Annotated in this window: 16 protein-coding genes, 1 tRNA gene, 2 rRNA genes and 1 pseudogene (1 of these 20 only partly in view); 9 read left to right on the top strand and 11 right to left on the bottom strand. The window is 59.4% G+C overall.

Going from position 1 to position 21,567, the window contains the following annotated elements; all coding sequences use genetic code 11:
- Positions 1–37 precede the first annotated feature (37 nt).
- Positions 38–901 (top strand): YicC/YloC family endoribonuclease, encoded by an 864-nt coding sequence (locus E5E96_RS06830; RefSeq protein ID WP_011707879.1) that lies wholly within the window; start codon positions 38–40, stop codon positions 899–901.
- A gap of 166 nt (positions 902–1,067) precedes the next feature.
- Positions 1,068–2,135 carry a glycosyltransferase family 9 protein gene (locus E5E96_RS06835; RefSeq protein ID WP_171281803.1) on the top strand — a complete coding sequence of 356 codons (1,068 nt, stop codon included), beginning with the start codon at positions 1,068–1,070 and terminating at the stop codon, positions 2,133–2,135.
- On the opposite strand, the gene E5E96_RS06840 is transcribed toward E5E96_RS06835, so the two are convergent.
- From E5E96_RS06840 to rfaD, 6 genes and pseudogenes are all read right to left on the bottom strand, one after another.
- The gene (locus E5E96_RS06840; RefSeq protein WP_171281804.1) at positions 2,071–3,183 is read right to left on the bottom strand and encodes a glycosyltransferase family 9 protein; all 1,113 of its coding nucleotides are present in this window, start codon (positions 3,181–3,183) and stop codon (positions 2,071–2,073) included. The two genes, E5E96_RS06835 and E5E96_RS06840, sit on opposite strands and share 65 nt — an antisense overlap.
- Positions 3,184–3,238: 55 nt before the next feature.
- Entirely contained in the window at positions 3,239–4,267 is a 1,029-nt protein-coding gene (locus tag E5E96_RS06845) for a glycosyltransferase family 9 protein (RefSeq protein ID WP_171281805.1), read from the bottom strand.
- An 82-nt stretch (positions 4,268–4,349) separates the two neighbouring features.
- The gene (locus tag E5E96_RS06850) at positions 4,350–5,015 is read right to left on the bottom strand and encodes a glycosyltransferase family 25 protein (protein ID WP_118880109.1); all 666 of its coding nucleotides are present in this window, start codon (positions 5,013–5,015) and stop codon (positions 4,350–4,352) included.
- Positions 5,012–6,225, bottom strand: a pseudogene (locus E5E96_RS06855) (O-antigen ligase family protein). The gene E5E96_RS06850 and the pseudogene E5E96_RS06855 overlap by 4 nt, the downstream one beginning before the upstream one ends.
- Positions 6,226–7,989, bottom strand: a complete 1,764-nt coding sequence (locus E5E96_RS06860; protein WP_171281806.1) for a polysaccharide deacetylase family protein — start codon at positions 7,987–7,989, stop codon at positions 6,226–6,228.
- A gap of 109 nt (positions 7,990–8,098) precedes the next feature.
- Positions 8,099–9,055, bottom strand: a complete 957-nt coding sequence (gene rfaD / locus E5E96_RS06865; protein ID WP_024945510.1) for an ADP-glyceromanno-heptose 6-epimerase — start codon at positions 9,053–9,055, stop codon at positions 8,099–8,101.
- A 156-nt stretch (positions 9,056–9,211) separates the two neighbouring features.
- Here rfaD and E5E96_RS06870 point away from each other — a divergent pair, with 156 nt between their 5' ends.
- The 5 genes from E5E96_RS06870 to E5E96_RS06890 all read left to right on the top strand — a co-directional run bounded on the left by E5E96_RS06870 (position 9,212) and on the right by E5E96_RS06890 (position 15,274).
- Positions 9,212–9,856, top strand: coding sequence for a TetR/AcrR family transcriptional regulator (locus E5E96_RS06870; RefSeq protein WP_073352202.1), 645 nt, complete (start codon positions 9,212–9,214; stop codon positions 9,854–9,856).
- Between the two features lie 115 nt (positions 9,857–9,971).
- Positions 9,972–11,162: a glycine C-acetyltransferase gene (locus E5E96_RS06875; RefSeq protein WP_171281807.1), complete on the top strand. Its 1,191-nt coding sequence runs from the start codon at positions 9,972–9,974 to the stop codon at positions 11,160–11,162.
- Between the two features lie 56 nt (positions 11,163–11,218).
- Positions 11,219–12,247 carry an L-threonine 3-dehydrogenase gene (tdh, locus tag E5E96_RS06880; protein WP_016352377.1) on the top strand — a complete coding sequence of 343 codons (1,029 nt, stop codon included), beginning with the start codon at positions 11,219–11,221 and terminating at the stop codon, positions 12,245–12,247.
- Positions 12,248–12,447: 200 nt separating this feature from the next.
- Entirely contained in the window at positions 12,448–12,903 is a 456-nt protein-coding gene (locus E5E96_RS06885) for a cytochrome c5 family protein (protein WP_024945508.1), read from the top strand.
- 85 nt (positions 12,904–12,988) lie between these two features.
- Positions 12,989–15,274 (top strand): bifunctional diguanylate cyclase/phosphodiesterase, encoded by a 2,286-nt coding sequence (locus tag E5E96_RS06890; protein WP_041216899.1) that lies wholly within the window; start codon positions 12,989–12,991, stop codon positions 15,272–15,274.
- Between the two features lie 7 nt (positions 15,275–15,281).
- Here the strand turns inward: E5E96_RS06890 and rep are convergent, their stop codons facing one another.
- Entirely contained in the window at positions 15,282–17,294 is a 2,013-nt protein-coding gene (rep, locus tag E5E96_RS06895; protein WP_077096273.1) for a DNA helicase Rep, read from the bottom strand.
- A 152-nt stretch (positions 17,295–17,446) separates the two neighbouring features.
- On the opposite strand from rep, the gene E5E96_RS06900 reads away from it, so the two are divergent.
- Entirely contained in the window at positions 17,447–18,667 is a 1,221-nt protein-coding gene (locus E5E96_RS06900) for an aminotransferase class V-fold PLP-dependent enzyme (RefSeq protein ID WP_171281808.1), read from the top strand.
- 13 nt (positions 18,668–18,680) lie between these two features.
- Positions 18,681–19,118 carry a SufE family protein gene (locus E5E96_RS06905; RefSeq protein WP_171281809.1) on the top strand — a complete coding sequence of 146 codons (438 nt, stop codon included), beginning with the start codon at positions 18,681–18,683 and terminating at the stop codon, positions 19,116–19,118.
- Positions 19,119–19,139: 21 nt separating this feature from the next.
- Here E5E96_RS06905 and tcdA read toward each other — a convergent pair whose 3' ends face one another.
- The 4 genes from tcdA to E5E96_RS06925 all read right to left on the bottom strand — a co-directional run.
- Positions 19,140–19,976: a tRNA cyclic N6-threonylcarbamoyladenosine(37) synthase TcdA gene (gene tcdA, locus E5E96_RS06910; RefSeq protein WP_171281810.1), complete on the bottom strand. Its 837-nt coding sequence runs from the start codon at positions 19,974–19,976 to the stop codon at positions 19,140–19,142.
- A 147-nt stretch (positions 19,977–20,123) separates the two neighbouring features.
- Positions 20,124–20,200, bottom strand: a tRNA-Asp gene (locus E5E96_RS06915).
- Positions 20,201–20,296: 96 nt separating this feature from the next.
- Positions 20,297–20,411: ribosomal RNA gene (gene rrf / locus E5E96_RS06920) — 5S ribosomal RNA — on the bottom strand.
- Between the two features lie 83 nt (positions 20,412–20,494).
- Positions 20,495–21,567 (bottom strand): 23S ribosomal RNA (locus E5E96_RS06925); it runs 1,816 nt beyond the window's last position.

The raw sequence follows: 21,567 nt of genomic DNA on the forward strand, positions 1-21,567 counted from the left end.
ATACTGGCCCCACACTTCATCAAGCCCGGAACAATCAATGATTCACAGCATGACCGCCTACGCCCGCAAGGAACTCAAGGGCGACTGGGGCACAGCCGTTTGGGAAATTCGTTCGGTCAACCAGCGCTATCTGGAGACCTACATTCGCCTGCCGGAACAACTGCGCAGCCTGGAGCCGGTTCTGCGTGAGCGCTTCCGCGCCAAGCTGCAGCGCGGCAAGGTGGAGTGCAACCTGCGCTTTGAAGCCGCCCAAGCCGCTGCCAGCCAGCTGCACATCAATGAAGAGCTGGCCAAGCTCATCATCGACAGTGCCAACTGGGTGATGAAAGAGGCGGGCCAGGGTCAGCTCAACCCGGTCGACGTGCTGCGCTGGCCGGGCGTAATGGCTGCCGCCGAGCAGGACATGGATGCGGTCGCCACCGAGCTGCTCGGCGGGTTTGACCTGACCATGGAAGATTTCCTTGCCTCCCGCGCCAGCGAAGGGGCCAACCTCAAGGCCCTGATCGAACAGCGTCTGGCCGGCATTCAGGTAGAAGTGAAGAAGGTGCGCGTGCACCTGCCGCAGATCATCGAGTGGCAGCGCCAGAAGCTCACCGACCGTCTGGCCGAAGCCAAGGTGGAGCTGGACCCGGCCCGCATCGAGCAGGAGATCGTGCTGCTGGCCCAGAAGATCGACGTAGCCGAAGAGCTGGATCGTCTGGAGATGCACATCAGCGAGACCAACAAGATCATGAAGAAAGGTGGCGCCTGCGGCCGTCGTCTCGACTTCATGATGCAGGAGTTCAACCGCGAGTCGAACACTCTCGGCTCCAAGTCGATCAACGCCGAGGTGACCCAGTCCGCCGTCGAGCTGAAGGTGCTCATCGAGCAGATGCGCGAGCAAATTCAGAACATCGAGTAATCGATACAAGAAGCCCGTCAACGACGGGCTTCTTTCATTTGGCGACGCACCCGGTTGGCGGCCTGCGCCAGATCGGATTTTCACGTTGCACCGACAGCATCTGACTCACTTGTGCGGTATGCTGTCACGCTGACGATCAACCATGACCTCTGTTGAGGCCTGCCTTATGAAATACCTTGTAGTTCAAACCAAACAGATAGGGGATGTGCTGATCTCCACCGCGCTGTGCAACAACCTCAAGCAGAATGACCCAAGCGGAGAGGTTCACTATCTGGTCATGGATTATTGCGCGGGTATGGCGCAGGGCAATCCCAATATCGATCGGCTCATCATCATCGAGAAGGCCAGGCGCAACCAGTGGCGCTACATGAAGGATCTGCTGCTGACCATTCGCCGTGAACGCTACGACGTGGTGGTCAACAGCCAGGGCCAGATGATCGGCCTGCTCAGCTGCCTCTTCTCCGGTGCCCGCCTGCGCATCGGGTTTGACTCCTTCCCCTGGCGGCTCGGCCACAACCGCATCGTGCGTTTTCGCAAGGACACCGAATTCCAGGGCAACAGCACCCTGGTTGACGATCGCTTCTCGCTGCTCAAGCCGCTCAAGCTGGCCAGCGAGGATCGCAACTACTACCTCTGGCTAAGTGAAGAAGAGAAGCAACAAGGAAAGGATGCCCTGCTGGCCGCCGGCGTCGACCTGAACCGCCCGCTGATCGCCATGGGCGTCAACTCGCTCGGGCACTACAAGCGCTGGCCCATCGACTGCTTTGCCAAGGTCGCCCAGTGGCTGATCGAACAGCACGATGCCCAGATCCTGATCTACTGCGGACCGGGGGAAGAGGAGTACAACCGCGGCCTGAAACCGCTGCTGCCCGCCGCCCTGCAAGCCAGCGTCTTCGACCACATCAAGACCCGCTCGGTACGAGAACTGGTGGGGCTGTTCGCCCACTGTCGGCTGTTTGTCGGCAATGACACCGGCCCCCGCCACATGGCGCAGGCCATCGACCTGCCCCTGCTGACCATAGTGGCTCCCGGTGGCGACAAGATCATCGCCAACCCGGTCAACCACCCCCGTTATCAGGCCATCGATGTGTTCGATGCCAAGGGACCCGACTTCCAACTGCCACAAAACGCGGAAAAGGACTTCATCGATGAAGCCCTGCTGCGCGCCATTACTCCCGAGCTGGTGATGGAGCGGCTGACAGCGCTGCCTGGTTGGCAAGCAGCCACGCCCTGAAAGTACGCTCGAATTCGGCCAGATCGAGAGAGTTGATATCCTGCTCCCGGATATTGGTCGAGAACAGCACGGTGGCTGACGGGGAGTTCGGGTGCCACTCGAGGAAGTTCTCGTTGCCGCCACCTATGTCCGGGTTGTAGAGGCCAAGAATGGGCTTGTGCAACCCGGCGGCGATGTGCACCGTCGCCGTGTCCACCGAGATCAGCCCCTGACACTGGCGCAGCTGGGCAAACAGCCCGGCCAGCGAGGGCGCATCTGGTGACAGCAGCAGGCGCTCCGGTCGGCTCAAGCCTGCCCGAATTCCGGTCACCTCCTCCTCCATACCCGGCGGGTAGAGCAGGCAGATGGCGCAAGAGCCGGCCGCCAGCATCTGCTCAACCATCTGGCGGATAAGCTCGGGCCGCAGGCGGCGGGAGCTGCCACTGCCGTAGGGGTTGAAACAGAGGACCGGCTCGGCTGGCCACCAGCTGGCCAGCGCATCGGGCGGGCTCATGGTCGGAACTATGTATTGCTGGTCCGGATTGGTCACGCCGAGCCGCTGCAACAGCAGGGCGAACTTGTCGGAGAAGTGCATGCCGCTGGAGGCCTTGCCCAGCTTGAGGTTGACTGCCTGCAGGGCATCGTCCATGCCGGCAACCCAATCCGCCCTCACCTGACTGATGAAGAAGATGTCCTTCATTTTCAGCATCTTGCCAAAGTGCACCAGGCACTCCACCTCCCCCAGCGAATGGGCCAGCCGCTTGAGCTGGCCATAGCCCGGCCGCTTGGGCACCTCTATCACCTTGTCCATGCCGAAATGATCGCGAAACAGGGGCGCCATGGCCGCGGTCGTGACGATCCACACCTCCCGCTCCGGGCTGGCGCGCTTGAGCTCGCGGGCCACCCAGGACGAGACGATGGCATCGCCCAGTTTGGCATCCCAGCGCAGCAACACTATCTTCCCCTTGCGCTCGTGCAGCGGAGCCGGCCGCTTGCGATCGAACAGCAGCTGCCCCAGCTTGCGGCGAAGAATGTCACGCTGGAGTTGCAGATCGTTGATTAATGACATGAATCCACCAGAAGGGCCGTTGAGTTGGAAAAAGGATGATAACAGCCTGACGCGGCTAGAGCGCCATCAGGGCATCGACCTGACGACTGATCTCGGCCGGCGACAGGGCCGCCAGCTGATCCGTGGTCGACCTCAGCACTATGTTGCGGCCCGCCAGCGGGATGAAGGCATCGCGCCAGCGCTCGTTGTTCATCAACACCAGGGTGGGCACCCCGAAGGAAGAGGAGATATGGATGATGGAGGTATCGGTCGAGATGACCCCTCGCGCATCCTTGATGATCTTGGCGGCATCGAGAATGGTGTCGGGAAACAGCGCTCTCATGTCCTGTCGCGAACAGGCCACTGGCTGCCTGGAGAAGACCAGGTAGGAGATCCCCTCATAGGCAGGCAACTGCGCCAGAATCCCGTTGATCTGCGCCTCCGTCATCGAGTTGCCGACCTGGCTACCCGTCAGGTTGACCAGCAGATAGCGGCCATACACGCTGGTATCGAGCTGCTCATTGCAAGGCGATGGTACTGTGGCCGGCACCCCAGCCGCATCACCTGCCACGCTGAGCATGCGATAGACGAAGTGATCCCTGACTGGGCGTGACGACACTATGGTGGCCTTCAGGTTGAACAGCGGCAGCAACTTCTGCTGCCCTTCACTCTTGAAGCGCAGGGGCAGTGACTGCAAGCGCCCGTTGGCCAGCAACAGCAACTTGGCCATGGCGATATCGTCGGGCTCGTCAAACAGATTGATCACCAGGTCATACTGCCGTTGCCTGAGTTCACGCAGCTTGCACCACATGCTCGCCGGCCACAGGGTGTCGTTCAGGGTGATCACGTGACACTCATCGATCCCGGCGACCGACGCCGCCAGCAGCTGGTTGCGCTGGCTGCACACCAGCTCGAGGCGCGCGGCGGGGTAGATCTCCCTGAGCCGGGCAATGGCGGGCAGGGTGAGAATGAAATCGCCGATGGCGTCATAACCGACCACCAGCACCCGCTTCACTTTCGCCCCGGCGGGGCATGGGGCGGCGTCAGATTCTCTGCCGATCAGCCATCTGGCAACGGAGTGGGTAAGCAACTTCTTGAGATTCATGGGTTATCCAGCATGTATGGCCAGCAGCGTCGGCAAGGCTGACAGGGCTGCCAACCAACAGCCACCGTCGGCACGCCCAGTACTATTTCAGATAGTGACCGTAGGCTCTGTCATCTATGGTGGTGGTGAACAGATCCACATCCAGACAGCAGGGCTCCACCCCGGAGGCAGACAGGCCATTGAGCTGCAAGCGGCCGGTCAGATAATCGGAAGGCATTCGCAGCGGATAGGCGCACTGCAATAGCTTCTTGGCACCAGCCAGAGTCAGCACATACCCAGCGGTAGAGAGCACTCCTCGCTTGGAGGAGCTGCTGGGCGTCAGGTATCTAGCAAGCCGGTAGCCACCGGGCAGGGATGACAGGAATGGCCAGCGTTTGGCTTTGCCATGATGCAGGAAGACGATCTCGGACTGGCAGGAGTGCACTATCGTCTCGATGATCGCCTTGCTGTGCATGTGCAGGTAGATGTCATCTTCAAGCACCACACAGCGTTCAATACCCTCGGCGACAATGCGCTCATAAACTCGAATATGGCTCATGGCGCAGCCAATCTCGCCAAAACTCAGTTCATGGCCACACACTTCTTTGGCCAGCTCCAAATCCACCTTGGCCAGCTCGGCATTGCTCAGCGCCTTCCCGTCTGTTGCATCTACAAACTCGAAATCTATGCCCAGATGCGCCATCTGCTGGACAACCATCGCCCGTCGCTCAACGCTGCGAGCCAAACTGATGACAAAAACCGGAATCATGACGTACAGGTATCCTTTTTAAACTCATGGGCAAACCAGATGAAAACCAGGCTGAGCGTGTACAGATAGAGCACCCCTTGATGCTCAAACGGCACATCGCTTAGGGAGTTAATGGCAAACGCGAGGGGAACCAGCACACCCGCCGAAATCCTGCTTATATTGTTCGCCGCCAGATAGAGCGGCAGGCCAAGAAAGATAACCAGTGCAATAAATCCTATGCTGCCGCGAACGACCAGATTCTGCATATATTGATTATGTGAATGGACCAGCGCCGGATGAAATATCAGGGGAGATATCTGATGATTCTCGATCTGGGTCTGTTTCAATGCATTGAAACCATCCGTGCCCACCCCTGCCACAGGTGAATCCAAAAATCCCAGCCAGGCACTCTGCCATGCAATGACGCGCAAGCCCCATGATGAGTCGTACGAACCTTTTTCTGCCGAGTTGAGATCCGAGACTGCCTCTGCGACCCGAACCTGAACCAGCTGGTTGGTCTGATAAATGGCGCCCGTTGTGGCCGTACACAATATGGCTACCGCAATGTACTTCCACGGTTTGAAGTAGGCCTTGTAGCAGATGACGTAGGCAAGAATAATCCCGAAGGCGAGCCAGACCCCCCGGCTCTGGGAGAGATAAAGTGCAAACAGGGCCGCAATCAAGCCAAGCAGGCTCCCCCCCTCAACCATCCAGGCAACTGTTTTTGCTGGAAGACAAACCAGTTGAGGATGGCCAGCGTCAGCGCAGCCTGCGAGAAAAGGATCGCGTTGGTAAACCCTTCCACCCTGGCAATGCCGTGCTGGTATTGCCAGATGCTGAGGATGCCCAATCCCATCCCGCCCAGCACGATGGCCAGGTACCCCAGCATCAGCAGCACGGGTTTGCGCGGCATCATCAGCGCAAAGACGACGACATAAAACAGCCCGCGCATGACCCCGTATTGATCACCGTGGATCAACCGGTTGACGAAGATCATGGCGGCATAGACCAGCAGCCCCCAGAGAATGCGACGGTCTTTGAGCCCCACATCCCGTTGTTTGCCGACAAAGTAATTCAACAAACCGAAGATGCCGGTCACGGCCAGCAGATTGGATTGAATGCTCTGGCCGAAAGGGGCCAGAAACAGGCCGCAAAAGGAGAACAGGATGGTCAGCGCAAACAGGGCTGTGGTTGTTCTATCGAGCAAAGCAAGGCTTCTGCTGAGCATCAATCAAGACTTCCTGAAGACATAGTTACCCCGAATTTTGCGCCATAGGCCAAAAACATCGGTACGCGGGAAAATGGCAATGCGGCGGATCCGGAAAGGGTCCTGGTGCATGGCTCTGGGCCCGCTATTGGTGGCAACGGCAAAACGGTAGCCCGCCGCCATCGCCTGCGCCTTTGCGCTCTCATCCATATCCCCATAAGGGTAGGCGAATGACAGCAGAGGGTGGCCGAGCAGGGCTTCGAGCTGTCGTTTGTTCTCTTGAATTTCATGAGCTTGCTGCTCGGGTGCAAGCTTGCTCAACCTGGGGTGGGTCAGGGTATGTCCGCCGATCTCCACATGGCCGGAGGCCGCCAGCGCCTTGAGCTGCTCGCCATCCATCAGGTCCACCCGGGTGTCTGGGTTGCTCGCATGCTCCACATCCCAGCGGTTATACCCTTCCCCCGTGACCACGTATACCACGGCTTTGTAACCATATTTTTCCAGCAGCGGCAGCATGCGAGTCAGGTTGTCCTGATAGCCGTCGTCGGCGGTGATCATCAGGTATTTCTTGCCATACTGCAGCCGGTGAATGAAGCCCTTGTCCGCCAGATCGCGGAACGTCAGGGTCTCATAACCCAGCCACTTCAGCAGGCGCAGGTGCTTCTCGAACATGGCGATCGGCATCCAGGTGCCGTGTACCCCCTTCTCGCTGTCATGCTCGATGAAGCGGTGGTACATGATGACCGGCATCTCGCGGCGCAGGGTCTCGACCACCGCATCCTGATAGATGGATTCCAGCCCGGAGACCACTCCCACCAAGCCATATTCGGCCTGAATGCGCTGACGAATGGTGTCTGAAACGGTGCCACTGGCCAGCGCCGGGGCAACCTGCGCCTTCAGTGCGGCAAAATCGATCGCCAGATCCTGGGGGCCGATATCGCCGAAGTTGCTGGCCAGCGCCTCATCCAGATTGTGCTCGGTCACCAGCCCGATGGCCTTGGCCTCACCGATGGCAAAGGCGGGACGGCCGCAGAGCAGGGCCTCCATCGCCACCCGACCGGCACCGATCACCAGATCGCATTGCGCCATCAGCGCAGGGACATCCTCCACATAGCCGACGAAATCGACCCGCTCCTGAAAACGCTGGAAACGCGCCGGCAGCTGGCTGCCGCTCACCACCTTCACCTGGCAGGCGTCCAGATCCAGCACCTCATCCAGCAACCGATAGCAGAGCTCACCCTTGGGGCCGCTCAGCCGGCCTACGATGGCGATCACCGGCCTGGCATTGGTCGGGGCCGGCACAGGCTGGAACTTGTCGGTTTCGATGCCGTTGCGTAGCACCTGCACAATGGCCGGATCCACCCCCAGATTGTCGATGATCTGGTGGGCTATGTCCTCGCAAACGGCAACCGCCCTGAACCCAAGGGCATGGAAGGCCTTGCGGGAGGCATGCACCGGCTGGCGACCGTGCACCGTGGTGATCATGGGGGTGCCGGTCAGCTTGCAGGCCACATAGCTGCTCCAGCCAGAGGCGCGGGAGTGGGCATGCACCAGCTGGATATGATGCTTCTTGATCAGATAAATGAGGTAAAAGACGTGCCAGAAGCGGCGCAGAATGCTGCGCTTGTTGAATCGCAGCTTGAACACCTCACCCAGAGTGGGCTTGGTCAGGGTGTCCGATACGTAGAAAACCCGATGGCCACGCCGGGTCAGTTCGTTACCGACCGTGGTGGCATAGACCTCAGCGCCCGTCACTTCGAGCTGGGAGAGTGCCATCAATATGTTCATTGCGTGGTTACCCGGTAGAGACTGAAAAAAACCGTGACAAACAACAGAGCCGGAAGCAGGTATGGCCCGCTTCCGGCTTGTCTGCACATGGCTGTGTAAAACTCACCCGTTAGCGGTTGAGCCACGCCATATAATCCGCGACCCCTTCGGCCACGGTTTTGAACTCGGCGTCATAACCGACGCCGCGCAGCTTGGTCATGTCCGCCTGGGTGAAGCTCTGATAGCGGCCCTTGAGGTGATCCGGGAAGGGAATGTACTCGATGGCACCCTTCTGATGATGCTTGATCACCGCTTCGGCCACGTTCTGGAACGGTTCGGCCCGGCCGGTACCGCAGTTGAAGATGCCGGAGTGCTGCGGATTCTGCCAGAACCAGAGGTTCACCTTGCAGACGTCATCCACATAGATGAAATCACGCATCTGGCCGCCGTTGGGGAAACCGTCGCAGCCTTCGAACAGCTTGGGATTCTCGCCCTTCTTCACCTGGGTATTGAGGTGGAAGGCAACCGAGGCCATGGAGCCCTTGTGCTGCTCGCGCGGGCCATAGACGTTGAAGTACTTGAGACCGACTACCTGGGAGTTGATCTCCGGCATCCAGCGACGCACGTACTGGTCGAACAGCTGCTTGGAGTAGCCGTAGACGTTGAGCGGCTGCTCGAACTTCGGATCTTCGATGAAGTTGTCGTTGCGCCCGCCATAAGTGGCGGCAGAAGAGGCGTAGATAAACGGAATTTCCCGCTCGATGCAGTAGTGGAACAGATCCTTGGAGTACTCGTAGTTGACCTCCATGATGAACTTGCCGTTCCACTCGGTGGTAGCGGAGCAGGCACCTTCGTGGAAGATCACCTCGATGCCGCCATCCCACTCTTCAAATTCGTCGCCGGAGACAATCCGCGCCTGGAACTCATCCTTATCCATGTAATCGGCAATGGTCAGATCGACCAGATTGACGAACTTGGTGCCGTCGGTCAGGTCATCGATGACCACCACATCGGTCCGTCCTTGAGCGTTCAGCTGCTTGACCAGATTGCTGCCGATAAAGCCAGCACCGCCAGTTACTACGATCATGGAGTTTGCCTCGCGTACGTTGATGGCCACGTGTGACTGCCTGTTAAAGCTGTGTATAGTGAGCCAATTTGAAATTGCCGAAAAGTTTATCACGGGCCGCAAGGGGATTCGACCTTGACGATTTCACCGGCCAGGGGCCCGGCAGAGGGAACAGCGATGAAAACCAGAGACAGGATCATTCACAGCGCCACCGAGCTGTTCAACGATCAGGGTGAGCGCAACATCACCACCAACCACATTGCCGCCCATCTGGGCATCAGCCCGGGCAACCTCTATTACCACTTCCGCAATAAAGAAGACATCATCCACTCCATCTTCGACCAGTACGCCCGCCACCTGAGCGAGAGCTTCACACCGGCGCGCAGCGACGAGATCAAGCTGGAAAACCTGATGGGCTATCTGGACGCCATCTTCTATCTGATGTGGCAGTTCCGCTTCTTCTACGCCAATCTGCCGGACATCCTGAGCCGCGATGAGCCGCTGCAGCAAAAATACCTCAAGGCCCAGGAGCAGTTGCGTGCCGCCGTGGTGGCCCTGCTCAGAAGCCTGCGCGAGGGCGGCATCATAAATGTCAGCGACGAGGATCTGCCGGATCTGGGCCAGACCATCAAGATGGTGGTCACCTGCTGGATCCCGTTCCAGATTGCCCAGGCCCCCAGCACCCGCATCACCAAGCCGTTGCTCTATCAGGGCGTCTTGCGGGTGCTGTTCCTGCTGCGCCCCTATGTGCAGCCCCAGGTAGCCGACCAGATCCGCCAGCTGGAACAGCACTATCGTCAACTGGCCCAACCAGCCGGGTGAGATCTGTTTCACAATTGTTGAATATCAGCACAATCATTTGAATTCACCGCAACAGATTGCAGTAAAATACTGCCCATTGTTGATAATCAGCTGAAATAGCCAATAAGGATCGAGGATGTCTAACGGATTCTATCGTCACCTGACCGAGCAGCTTGAGCAAGTGCAGGCTGAAGGGTTGTACAAGCAGGAGCGCGTCATCACCTCGGCCCAGCAGGCCCGGATTGCGGTGGGCGGCGAGCAGGTGCTGAACTTCTGTGCCAACAACTATCTGGGGCTGGCCAACCACCCGGACCTGATCGCAGCGGCTCACCAGGGGCTGGACAGCCACGGCTTCGGCATGGCCTCGGTCCGTTTCATCTGCGGCACCCAGGATCAGCACAAGGAGCTGGAGCAGAAACTGTCGGGTTTCCTCGGCACCGAAGACACCATCCTCTACTCCTCCTGCTTCGATGCCAATGGCGGTCTGTTCGAAACCCTGTTCGGTGCCGAAGACGCCATCATCTCCGATGCCCTCAACCACGCCTCCATCATCGACGGGGTACGGCTGTGTAAGGCCAAGCGTTATCGCTATGCCAACAACGACATGGCCGAGCTGGAAGCCCAGCTCAAGCAGGCTGACGCCGACGGCGCCCGCTTCAAGCTGATCGCCACCGACGGCGTCTTCTCCATGGACGGCGTCATTGCCGACCTCAAATCCATCTGCGATCTGGCCGACAAGTACGACGCCCTGGTGATGGTGGACGACTCCCACGCCGTCGGCTTCATCGGCGAGAACGGCCGCGGCACCCACGAATACTGTGGCGTGATGGACAGGATCGACATCATTACCGGCACCCTGGGCAAGGCGCTCGGCGGCGCCTCCGGTGGCTACACCTCCGGCAAGAAGGAGGTGATCGACTGGTTGCGCCAGCGCTCCCGCCCCTATCTCTTCTCCAACTCGCTGGCCCCCTCCATCGTCGCCGCCACCATCAAGGTGATCGACATGCTGGCCGATGGGCATGCGCTGCGCTCCAGCCTCAAGGAGAACAGCCAATACTTCCGCGAGCGGATGAGCGCCGCCGGCTTCACCCTGGCCGGGGCTGATCACGCCATCATTCCGGTGATGCTGGGTGACGCCAAACTGGCCGCCGAGATGGCAAGCCGCATGCTGGCCGCCGGTATCTACGTGGTGGGCTTCTCCTTCCCGGTCGTGCCCAAGGGCCAGGCCCGCATCCGTACCCAGATGTCCGCCGCCCACACCCGTGAGCAACTGGACAAGGCCATCGATGCCTTCATTCGCATCGGCCGCGAACTCGACATCATCTGATTTGAATCAAGGGGCCTGGCGCCCCTTCTTTCTGCATTCATCGTGAAGGAACAACCATGAAAGCGCTCTCCAAACTGCACAAAGAAGTCGGCATCTGGATGACAGACGTACCGGCCCCCGAGCTCGGCCACAACGACCTGCTGATCAAGATCCGCAAGACCGCCATCTGTGGCACCGACATCCATATCTACAACTGGGACGAATGGTCACAGAAGACCATCCCGGTACCCATGGTGGTCGGCCACGAATACGTCGGGGAAGTGGTCGCCATCGGTCAGGAAGTGCGCGGCTTCGCGGTCGGAGACCGGGTATCCGGTGAGGGCCACATCACCTGTGGCCACTGCCGCAACTGCCGTGCCGGCCGTACCCACCTGTGCCGCAACACCATAGGCGTCGGCGTCAACCGCCCCGGCGCCTTCGCCGAGTATCTGGTGATCCCGGCCTTTAACGCCTTCAAGCTGCCGGACAACGTCCCCGATGAACTGGCCGCCATCTTCGATCCGTTCGGCAACGCGGTGCACACCGCCCTCTCCTTCGACCTGGTCGGTGAAGACGTGCTGATCACCGGCGCCGGCCCCATCGGCATCATGGCCGCCGCCGTCTGCCGCCACGTGGGAGCCCGCCACGTGGTGATCACCGACGTCAACGAATACCGGCTCGAGCTGGCCCGCAAGATGGGTGCCACTCGCGCCGTCAACGTAGCCAAGGAGCAGCTCAGCGACGTGATGAGTGAACTCGGCATGACCGAAGGGTTCGACGTGGGGCTGGAGATGTCCGGCGTGCCCAGCGCCTTCCAGGACATGATCGACAAGATGAACCATGGCGGCAAAATCGCCATGCTCGGCATCCCCCCCGCCACCATGGCCATCGACTGGGGCAAGGTGATCTTCAAGGGACTGTTTATCAAAGGGATCTATGGCCGTGAGATGTTCGAGACCTGGTACAAGATGGCCAGCCTGATCCAGTCCGGGCTGGATCTCTCCCCCATCATCACCCACCGCTTCCACATCGACGACTTCCAGCAAGGGTTCGATGCCATGCGCTCAGGCCAGTCCGGCAAGGTGATCCTCAGCTGGGACAAATAAGCCTTTCGGCCCGCCCGTGAGATGAAACCCGGTGAAAACCGGGTTTCTTTTTTTCAGGCCGGTCTCGCCAGTTTGTGATCTGACGAAGAAACTTTGCACGCAGAGTGCTTAACACTTCACACACAAGCGTTTAAATGGCTGTAACTATTCGGTTATAATCCAGTCGTTTTCTAGGGATAATAAAAGCCTGCTGGGAGTACATGAGCGTGTTGAAAAAACTGAGCTATTTGCTGGCGGTCGGGATGACGGCCGCCAGTTTGTCCGGCGTGGTGCTTGCTGCCGATGATATGTCACCGGAGGCAATCGCCGAGCGGATCAAGCCTGTCGGTCAAGTCTATACCGCCAAGGATCTGGAAGGGATTGCGACCGCAGGCGCAGCCCCTGCGGCGGCAGCGGCATCTGGTCCGCGCGATGGCGAAGCCGTGTTCAAGGGCGCCTGCTTCGCCTGCCACGATGCCGGCATCGCCGGTGCACCCAAGCGTGGCGACAAGGCCGCCTGGGAACCACGTATCGCCCAAGGCATTGAAACGCTTAAGAAACACGCCATTGCCGGCTTTGCAGGCAAGACCGGTGTGATGCCGCCACGAGGAACTTGCGCCACCTGTAGCGATGAAGAGATCGAAAACGCCATTCACTACATGATCGACAAGCTCTAAGTGTTTGAAAGGGCCGCATTTGCGGCCCTTTCAATCTGATGACTTCCGGCTACTCTTTGTAGGGTAGGCAAACCGGGAGTTACTCATGTCAGCGCAACCAATAGCACCCCATTACTCGACTCCCTTGCTGGCGTTGGTCTCCGCTATTATGGATTTCCCCGCCCCCTCCGCCGCCACTTCCAAAGATTACGACACCCTGATCCAGCAGCTGAACCAGCTCTGCCCGCTGCAGCATTTCGGCATGCTCGGCTTGTCGGAAGCCGGCCTGCAGTGGGTATGCGAATACCAGATATCCGACAGCTTCAAGTTGCAGCTGGGGCTGGAGGAGTCGCGCATCACAGATCAACTGACCCAGCTCGATGAAGCCGATGGCTGGTGCTCGCTGCCGGTCGAGCATGGTCAGGTCCAGTGGCTGCTGGCCTGCTGCCAGCCCAAGGAGCTACCAACCCTGCGCCTGTTGCTGGAGTGCCTGGCCAAGCGGTTGAACGAGACCCAGGCAGGCTCCCAGCTGTCGGAGCTGGCCTCACCGCTGATCCGCAAAGACCCTGACTGGCAGAAGAAGATCGAGAGCATCAACCGCATCATCCGGCTGGCCAACACCTTGCCCAGTCAGGCGCTGTTCTCCCAGCTCGAGGCGGTACTGCGCCAGATGCTGGCCATTCAGGACATGCTGCTGGTGCGCATCGACAGCCACCGGCTCGAGAAGATCTATCCGGAGCAGCCCCCCCACAGCGACGAGTTCATCACCGGGTTGTGCCACAGCACCAACAACATGGAGCAGCACAAGGAGCAGCTCTACTGGTACAGCCAACCGCTGCGCCTGCAGCAGCAGTACTTCGCCCACTTTCTCATCAGCCTGCAGCACCCGCTGGAAACCGATGATCGGCTGTTTCTCGACTTCCTGCGCAGCCAGCTCACCCTGCTGCTGGAGCTGAGGCGGATCCGCCAGCAGCTGCACGACATCAACTCGGAAGATTCCATCAACCAGCGCCTGCAGCAGTTGCGTCAGACCAACCTCCGACTGCAAAAGCAGCTCAAGCAGCATCAGGAGCTGGAACGCCGGCTGCAGTTCGACGCCCTGCACGATCCGCTGACCCAGCTGCCCAACCGGGCCCTGCTGATGAATCACCTCAACCATGCCATGACCCATTTTCACCGCTACAAGTCGCCCGGCTTTTCGCTGATCTTCATCGATGTGGACCACTTCAAGCAGGTCAACGACACCCTGGGCCACAGCGCCGGTGACCAGCTGCTCAAGGAGATGAGCCGCCGCCTGCAGACCTGCATTCGGCAAAACGACATGGTGGCCAGGCTGGGTGGGGATGAATTCGTCATCTATCTGGACAACAGCAAGACCGAGGAGGATATCAGCCCGGTTCTCAACCGCATCATCAGCCGCCTCTCCTACCCTTTTCGACTGATGGGCAACGAGCTGGGCATCACGGTCAGTCTGGGGGTGGCCAGCGTATCGGAACAGACTTCCGACATCAGCCAGCTGCTCCATCAGGCCGACTTGGCCATGTATCAGGCCAAACGGAACGGCCGCAGTCGCATCGTCAGCTATTCGGAAGAGTGTTCAGTCCAGACCTGGGCCTCGCCGGAGGAGATGCTGGCAAGAGCGCTGCGTGAAGGACGCATCGTCCCCTATTTCCAGCCGGTGATCCGGCTCAAGGACAGCCGGCTGACCGGGCTGGAGGTGATGGCCCGCTGGATCACCGAAGAGGGAGTGCTCAAGGATGCGTTCGACTTTATCCCGCTGGCGGAGCAGTGTGGTCTCATTCAAGAGCTGGACTACCAGATCCTGAGCCACACCTGCCAACAATTGAAGGAGTGGCTACCGCTGTCAGGCCAGAGCAAGTTCAAGGTGGCCATCAACTTGTCCGGCAAGCATCTGGTCAGTCATGAGCAGATCATGAAGTTGGTTGAAATCATCGAATCCGAGGGGATAGCCCCCGGCTATCTGATCTTCGAGTTCAACGAACGGGAACTGTCACGGCAGGACTCCGATGCCCTCACCTCTTTGCACGAACTGAGAGCCAAGGGTATCCAGATCAGTCTGGATGACTTTGGGACCGGGTTTTCGTCCCTCAACGCCCTGTTCCACTTTCCGGTGGACTACATCAAGGTAGATGACAGCTTCACCCATCGCATGCTGCAGTCACCGAAGGATCTCGCCCTCATCCGTGCCATGCGCGACATCTGCCAGGATCTGGACTTCACCCTGGTGGTGGAAGGCATCGAAAACCAGCAACAACTGCAGAAACTGATCGATCTCGGCTGTCTGATGGGCCAGGGGCGCTATATCTCGCCGCCCATGCCCGGTGCCGATATCACACCCCTGCTCACCCAGACCAAGAACGAGCGCGGCTAACCGCCACTCAATCCTTCTTGAACAGCGCTCTCAGGTTGGCGACCCCGACCTGCCCCTTCTGCTGGCGCTCCTCGGCCGTCACCTTCTTCTGGTTTTCCCACTCCAGATCGTCCTGCGGCAACTCCAGCAGGAAGCGACTCGGCTCCGGCCGCACCGATTCGCCGTACTGGCGCCGCTCCTTGCAGAGGGTAAAAGTCAGTTCGGTCTGAGCCCGGGTGATGCCCACATAGGCGAGGCGCCGCTCCTCCTCCACGTTGTCTTCGTCAATACTGGTCTGGTGCGGCAGCAAGCCCTCCTCCATGCCCACCATGTAGACATAGGGAAACTCCAGCCCCTTGGAGGCGTGCAGGGTCATCAGCTGCACCTGGTCGGCCTCGTCCTCGCCCTCGTTGCGCTCCATCATGTCACGCAGGGTGAGCCGGGTAACCACCTGAGCCAGCGTCATCGCTTCCTCCAGCTCATCCCCCTCCAGCATCTCGGTGATCCAGCGGTAAAGGGTGGAGACGTTCTGCATCCGCATCTCTGCCGCCTTCGGGCTGGGAGAGGTCTCGTAGAGCCACTCCTCGTAGTGGATCTCCTTGATCATGTCCCGCACCGCCTCCACCGGATTGCCACGCAGCGCCTGATCGCCGAGCCGTACCAGCCAGTTGGTGAAGGCCTGCAAGGCGGATAGACCGCGCCCGGAGAGGTGTTGTTCCAGCCCCAGCTCGAAGCTGGCGGCAAACAGGCTCTTGCCGCGCTGGTTGGCATACTGGCCCAGTTTTTCGAGGGTAGTGGGACCTATCTCGCGGCGCGGCAGGTTGACCACACGCAGGAAGGCAGTGTCCTCGTCCGGGTTAACCAGCAGCTTGAGGTAGGCCATGATGTCCTTGATCTCGGTGCGAGAGAAAAAGGAAGTGCCGCCGGAGATACGGTAGGGAATGCGGTTGGTCATCAGCGCCTTCTCGAAGATGCGCGACTGATGGTTACCCCGATAGAGGATGGCGTAATCCTTGAACCGGGTGCGGTTCATGAACTTGTGGCCCATCAGCTCGGCGGCGATACGCTCCGCCTCGTGCTCCTCATTCTTGGCAAACAGCACCTTGAGCTTCACCCCTTCGTCCAGTTCGGAGAAGAGCGCCTTGTCATAGACGTGGGGGTTGTTGGCGATCAGGATGTTGGCGCACTTGAGGATGCGCTTCTTAGAACGGTAGTTCTGCTCCAGCTTGATGAGTTTGAGGCTGGGAAAATCCTCGTTCAGCAACACCAGGTTCTGCGGCTTGGCACCGCGCCAGGAGTAAATGGACTGGTCATCGTCTCCCACCACGGTAAAACGGGCCCGCTCGCCGACAATCTGCTTCACCAGCTCGTACTGGCTGGTGTTGGTGTCCTGATATTCGTCGACCAGCAGATAACGGATCTTGTTCTGCCAGCGGGTGCGTACCTCCTCGTTGCTCTTGAGCAACAGGGTCGGCATCACGATGAGATCGTCGAAATCCAGCGCGTTGTAGGCCACCATCTGGCGGTGATAGCGCTCATAGAGCTGAGCCAGCAACACTTCCTCCGGGCCGCGGGCGATGCGCATGGCGCGAGCTGGCAGGATGAGGTCATTCTTCCAGTTGGAGATCTGGCTGATAAGGGCCGAGAGCTTGTCCTTGTCGTTATCGAGCTCCGCCTCGGTCAGCTCTTTCAGCAGCGCCAGCTGATCGGTATCGTCAAACAGGGAAAAATTGGCCTTGAGGTTCAGGCTCTTGTGCTCGCGGCGGATGATCTCGAGTCCCAGGGTGTGGAAGGTGGAGACCATCAGCCCCCGTGCCTCCTTGCGACCCAGGGTCTGGCCGACCCGCTCCTTCATCTCCCGCGCGGCCTTGTTGGTGAAGGTGACGGCGGCGATGTTGCGCGCGCTGTAGCCGCACTGCTGTACCAGATAGGCAATCTTGTTGGTGATGACGCGGGTCTTGCCCGATCCGGCACCCGCCAGCACCAGGCAAGGGCCGGAGACAAACTTGACCGCTTCGTTCTGATTGGGGTTGAGCTTCATGGGCCGGATCTCTTGGCTTATGATGAGGGGCGGCATTGTAACAGAGATCCCGCAGGCAGCCGAAACCGCAGGCAATATCCCGTCACTGCGCCTTGTGTTTGACCGCCATTTTCCGGATCATGGCCGACTTTTCCAGATGATATGAGGGGAGCATGAACCAGCAACAGCACGCCCGGCTGCGCAGCCAGTTTCCGGCCTTGGCGCAAGAGGTCAACGGCCACCCTCTGATCTATCTGGATAACGCCGCCACCACCCAGAAACCCCAGGCTGTGCTGGACGCCATTGCGCACTACTATCGGGCCGACAACGCCAACGTGCACCGCGCCGCCCATACCCTGAGCGGCCGCGCCACCCGTGCCTTCGAGGCCGCCCGCGAGACGGTTGCCCGCTTTATCAATGCACCTCACAGTCGCGAGGTGATCTGGACCCGTGGCACTACTGAGGCGATCAATCTGGTGGCCCAGAGCTGGGGTATGAGCGAGCTCAAGACGGGAGACGAGATAGTGCTCAGCACCCTGGAGCACCACGCCAACATCGTCCCCTGGCAGCTGATTGCCCAGCGTACCGGCGCCGTGATCCGGATCATCCCCCTCGATGAGCGGGGCGATCTCGATCTGGCAGCCTATCACGCCATGCTGGGGCCACGCACCCAGCTGGTGAGCGTGGCCCACGTTTCCAATGCCCTTGGCACCGTCAATCCGGTCAAAGAGATAGTGGCTGCGGCCAAGGCGGTCGGGGCCCTGACCCTGATCGACGGCGCTCAGGCGGTGGCCCATCTCGAGGTGGATGTACAAGCCATCGACTGCGACTTCTACGCCTTCTCCGGTCACAAGCTCTATGGCCCGACCGGGATCGGCGTGCTGTGGGGCCGCACCGAGCTGCTGGAGCGGATGCCGCCCTGGCAAGCGGGGGGAGAGATGATCGACAGAGTCAGCTTCGCCGGTACCACCTTCAACTCCCTGCCCTTCAAGTTTGAAGCCGGCACCCCCCATATCGCCGGTGCCATCGGTCTCGCCGCTGCCATCGACTTTGTGATGGAGCAGGACAAGGATTCATTGGCCAGCCATGAAGCGGCGCTGACCGACTATCTGGTTGCCGGACTGCAACAGGTGCCGGGGCTGCGCCTGGTCGGCGAACCTCGCCAGCGCGCCGGCGCCGTCTCCTTCCTGCTGGAGGATATCCACCCGCAGGACGCCGCCACCCTGCTCGACATGCAGGGGATCGCGCTGCGGGTCGGCCATCACTGCGCCATGCCGCTGATGGAATCGCTCGGTATCGGCGGCACGATGCGTGCCTCCCTGGCCTGCTACAACAATCGGGACGATGTCGACGCCCTGCTGGCCGCCCTGCACAAACTCAGTGACTTCTTCTAAGGCAGACAATCCAATGAACAGCCTCGCAACCTATACCCGGATAGGCGTTGAGCCCGACGCAAATAGCATTCGTCAGCAGTTTGCGGCAGCAAACGGTTGGGAGAACCAATACCGGCTCATCATCCAGCTCGGCAAACAACTGCCTGCCCTGCCCGGCGAATGGCAGCAGGAGGCATTTCGCCTCAAGGGGTGTGAGAGCCAGGCCTGGCTGAAGGGGGAGAAAGGTGAGGATGGTAACTGGCACTTTGCCTGTGATTCCGATGCCCGCATCGTGCGGGGCCTTATCGTCATCGTGCTGGCGGCACTCAACCACCAACCTGCAGCGGCGATCCACTCCTTCGACATGGAGGGCTATTTCAGCGAACTGGGGCTTGAGAAACACTTGAGCCCGTCGCGGGGCAACGGGCTCAGAGCTATCGTGTTGGCAATCCGAGAGCAGGCGGCAGTCTAACCCGCCTTGCCCAGTGGTCGATTAGGCTTCGCCAATCGACCCTGTTTCTTCATTCCCGGCCTCTTTCTCGGCGCGGGCGCCCCGCTCGGCAATCTTTTTCAATACCCGGGAGGCCGCGACCAAGCCAAAGGTGGCCGTCACCGGCGTCACGGCGCCAAAACCGGAGGCGCAATCCATCTTCATGGTGCCATCGCTGGCCGCCTTGGCCTGACAGGTGCCGCCATTGCCATCCGGATAACTCAGCTGCTCAGTTGAGAAGACACACTCCACCCCGAACTTGCGCGCCGGATTCTTGCTGAAGTTGTGCAGCCGCCGCAGGTCGGAGCGTACCTTGGCGGCCAACGGATCCTGGATCGTCTTGGCCAGGTCGGCCACCGTGATCTGGGTCGGGTCCATCTGCCCGCCAGCACCGCCGGCCACGATCACCGGGATCTTGTTGCGCTTGCAGAAGGCAATCAGTGCCACCTTGGCCTTGACCGAGTCGATGGCATCCACCACATAGTCAAACTCCCGCTTGATATGCTCGGCCAGGTTGTCGGCGGTGACGAAATCATCCACCTCGATCACTTCGCAATCCGGATTGATGGCGCGAATGCGCTCGGCCATTACTTCGGTCTTGAGACGACCAATCGTCCCCTGCATGGCGTGGATCTGGCGATTGGTGTTGGTGATGCAGATATCGTCCATGTCGATCAGGGTGATCTGGTTGATACCGGCGCGGGCCAGCGCCTCGGCAGCCCAGGAGCCGACGCCACCGATCCCGACCACACAGACTTTCGCCTGGCTGAAGGAGCGTAGCGCACTCTGACCATAAAGACGGGCTATGCCCCCGAATCGCTGTAGATACTCTGCTTTCATACCACCACCTTGCTTGAGGGCGGCCATTATAGCGGCAACCTCTCTCAGGGGCGATGATCGGATGATGGCGGTGTTGAGGTGAGGGAAAAGGAGTGCTGTGTCGGAAACGAAAAAAAGCCCAGTCTTTCGACTGGGCTTCTTAAGTAGTGGCGGAGCGGACGGGACTCGAACCCGCGACCCCCGGCGTGACAGGCCGGTATTCTAACCGACTGAACTACCGCTCCGCTGTCTGGTTAGCTTTTTGCTAAATTGTCTGCCGCTTCATTGAGGTGTCATCCTCGCAGCCGGCTACGTGTTTTCACATCACCGTTTAATTGGGTGCCTGGCAGTGTCCTACTCTCGCATGGCGAATGCCACACTACCATCGGCGCTACCGCGTTTCACTTCTGAGTTCGGCATGGGTTCAGGTGGTTCCACGGCGCTATGGCCGCCAGGCAAATTCTTCAATCTAAGAAAGCTGATTTTGTTGTTCGTTCTCGGTATCTGCTACAAGCCTTAGAACACTTCTTGGGTGTTGTATGGTTAAGCCTCACGGGTAATTAGTATGGGTTAGCTCAACACGTCGCCGCGCTTACACACCCCACCTATCAACGTTGTGGTCTCCAACGGCCCTTTAGGACCCTCAAGGGGTCAGGGATGACTCATCTCAGGGCTCGCTTCCCGCTTAGATGCTTTCAGCGGTTATCGATTCCGAACTTAGCTACCGGGCAGTGCCACTGGCGTGACAACCCGAACACCAGAGGTTCGTTCACTCCGGTCCTCTCGTACTAGGAGCAACTCCCTTCAATCATCCAACGCCCACGGCAGATAGGGACCGAACTGTCTCACGACGTTCTGAACCCAGCTCGCGTACCACTTTAAATGGCGAACAGCCATACCCTTGGGACCGACTTCAGCCCCAGGATGTGATGAGCCGACATCGAGGTGCCAAACACCGCCGTCGATATGAACTCTTGGGCGGTATCAGCCTGTTATCCCCGGAGTACCTTTTATCCGTTGAGCGATGGCCCTTCCATTCAGAACCACCGGATCACTATGACCTACTTTCGTACCTGCTCGACCTGTCCGTCTCGCAGTTAAGCTGGCTTATGCCATTGCACTAACCTCCTGATGTCCGACCAGGATTAGCCAACCTTCGTGCTCCTCCGTTACTCTTTGGGAGGAGACCGCCCCAGTCAAACTACCCACCAGGCACTGTCCGCGACCCAGATTCATGGGCCTGCGTTAGAACATCAAACATACAAGGGTGGTATTTCAAGGACGGCTCCAGCGCAACTGGCGTCACGCCTTCAAAGCCTCCCACCTATCCTACACATGTAGGTTCAATGTTCAGTGCCAAGCTGTAGTAAAGGTTCACGGGGTCTTTCCGTCTAGCCGCGGGTACACCGCATCTTCACGGCGAATTCGATTTCACTGAGTCTCGGGTGGAGACAGCATGGCCATGGTTACACCATTCGTGCAGGTCGGAACTTACCCGACAAGGAATTTCGCTACCTTAGGACCGTTATAGTTACGGCCGCCGTTTACCGGGGCTTCGATCAAGAGCTTCGCTTGCGCTAACCCCATCAATTAACCTTCCGGCACCGGGCAG

This window comes from Aeromonas sp. 1805 (genome assembly GCF_013085525.1).
GTDB classification, from domain to species: domain Bacteria; phylum Pseudomonadota; class Gammaproteobacteria; order Enterobacterales; family Aeromonadaceae; genus Aeromonas; species Aeromonas hydrophila.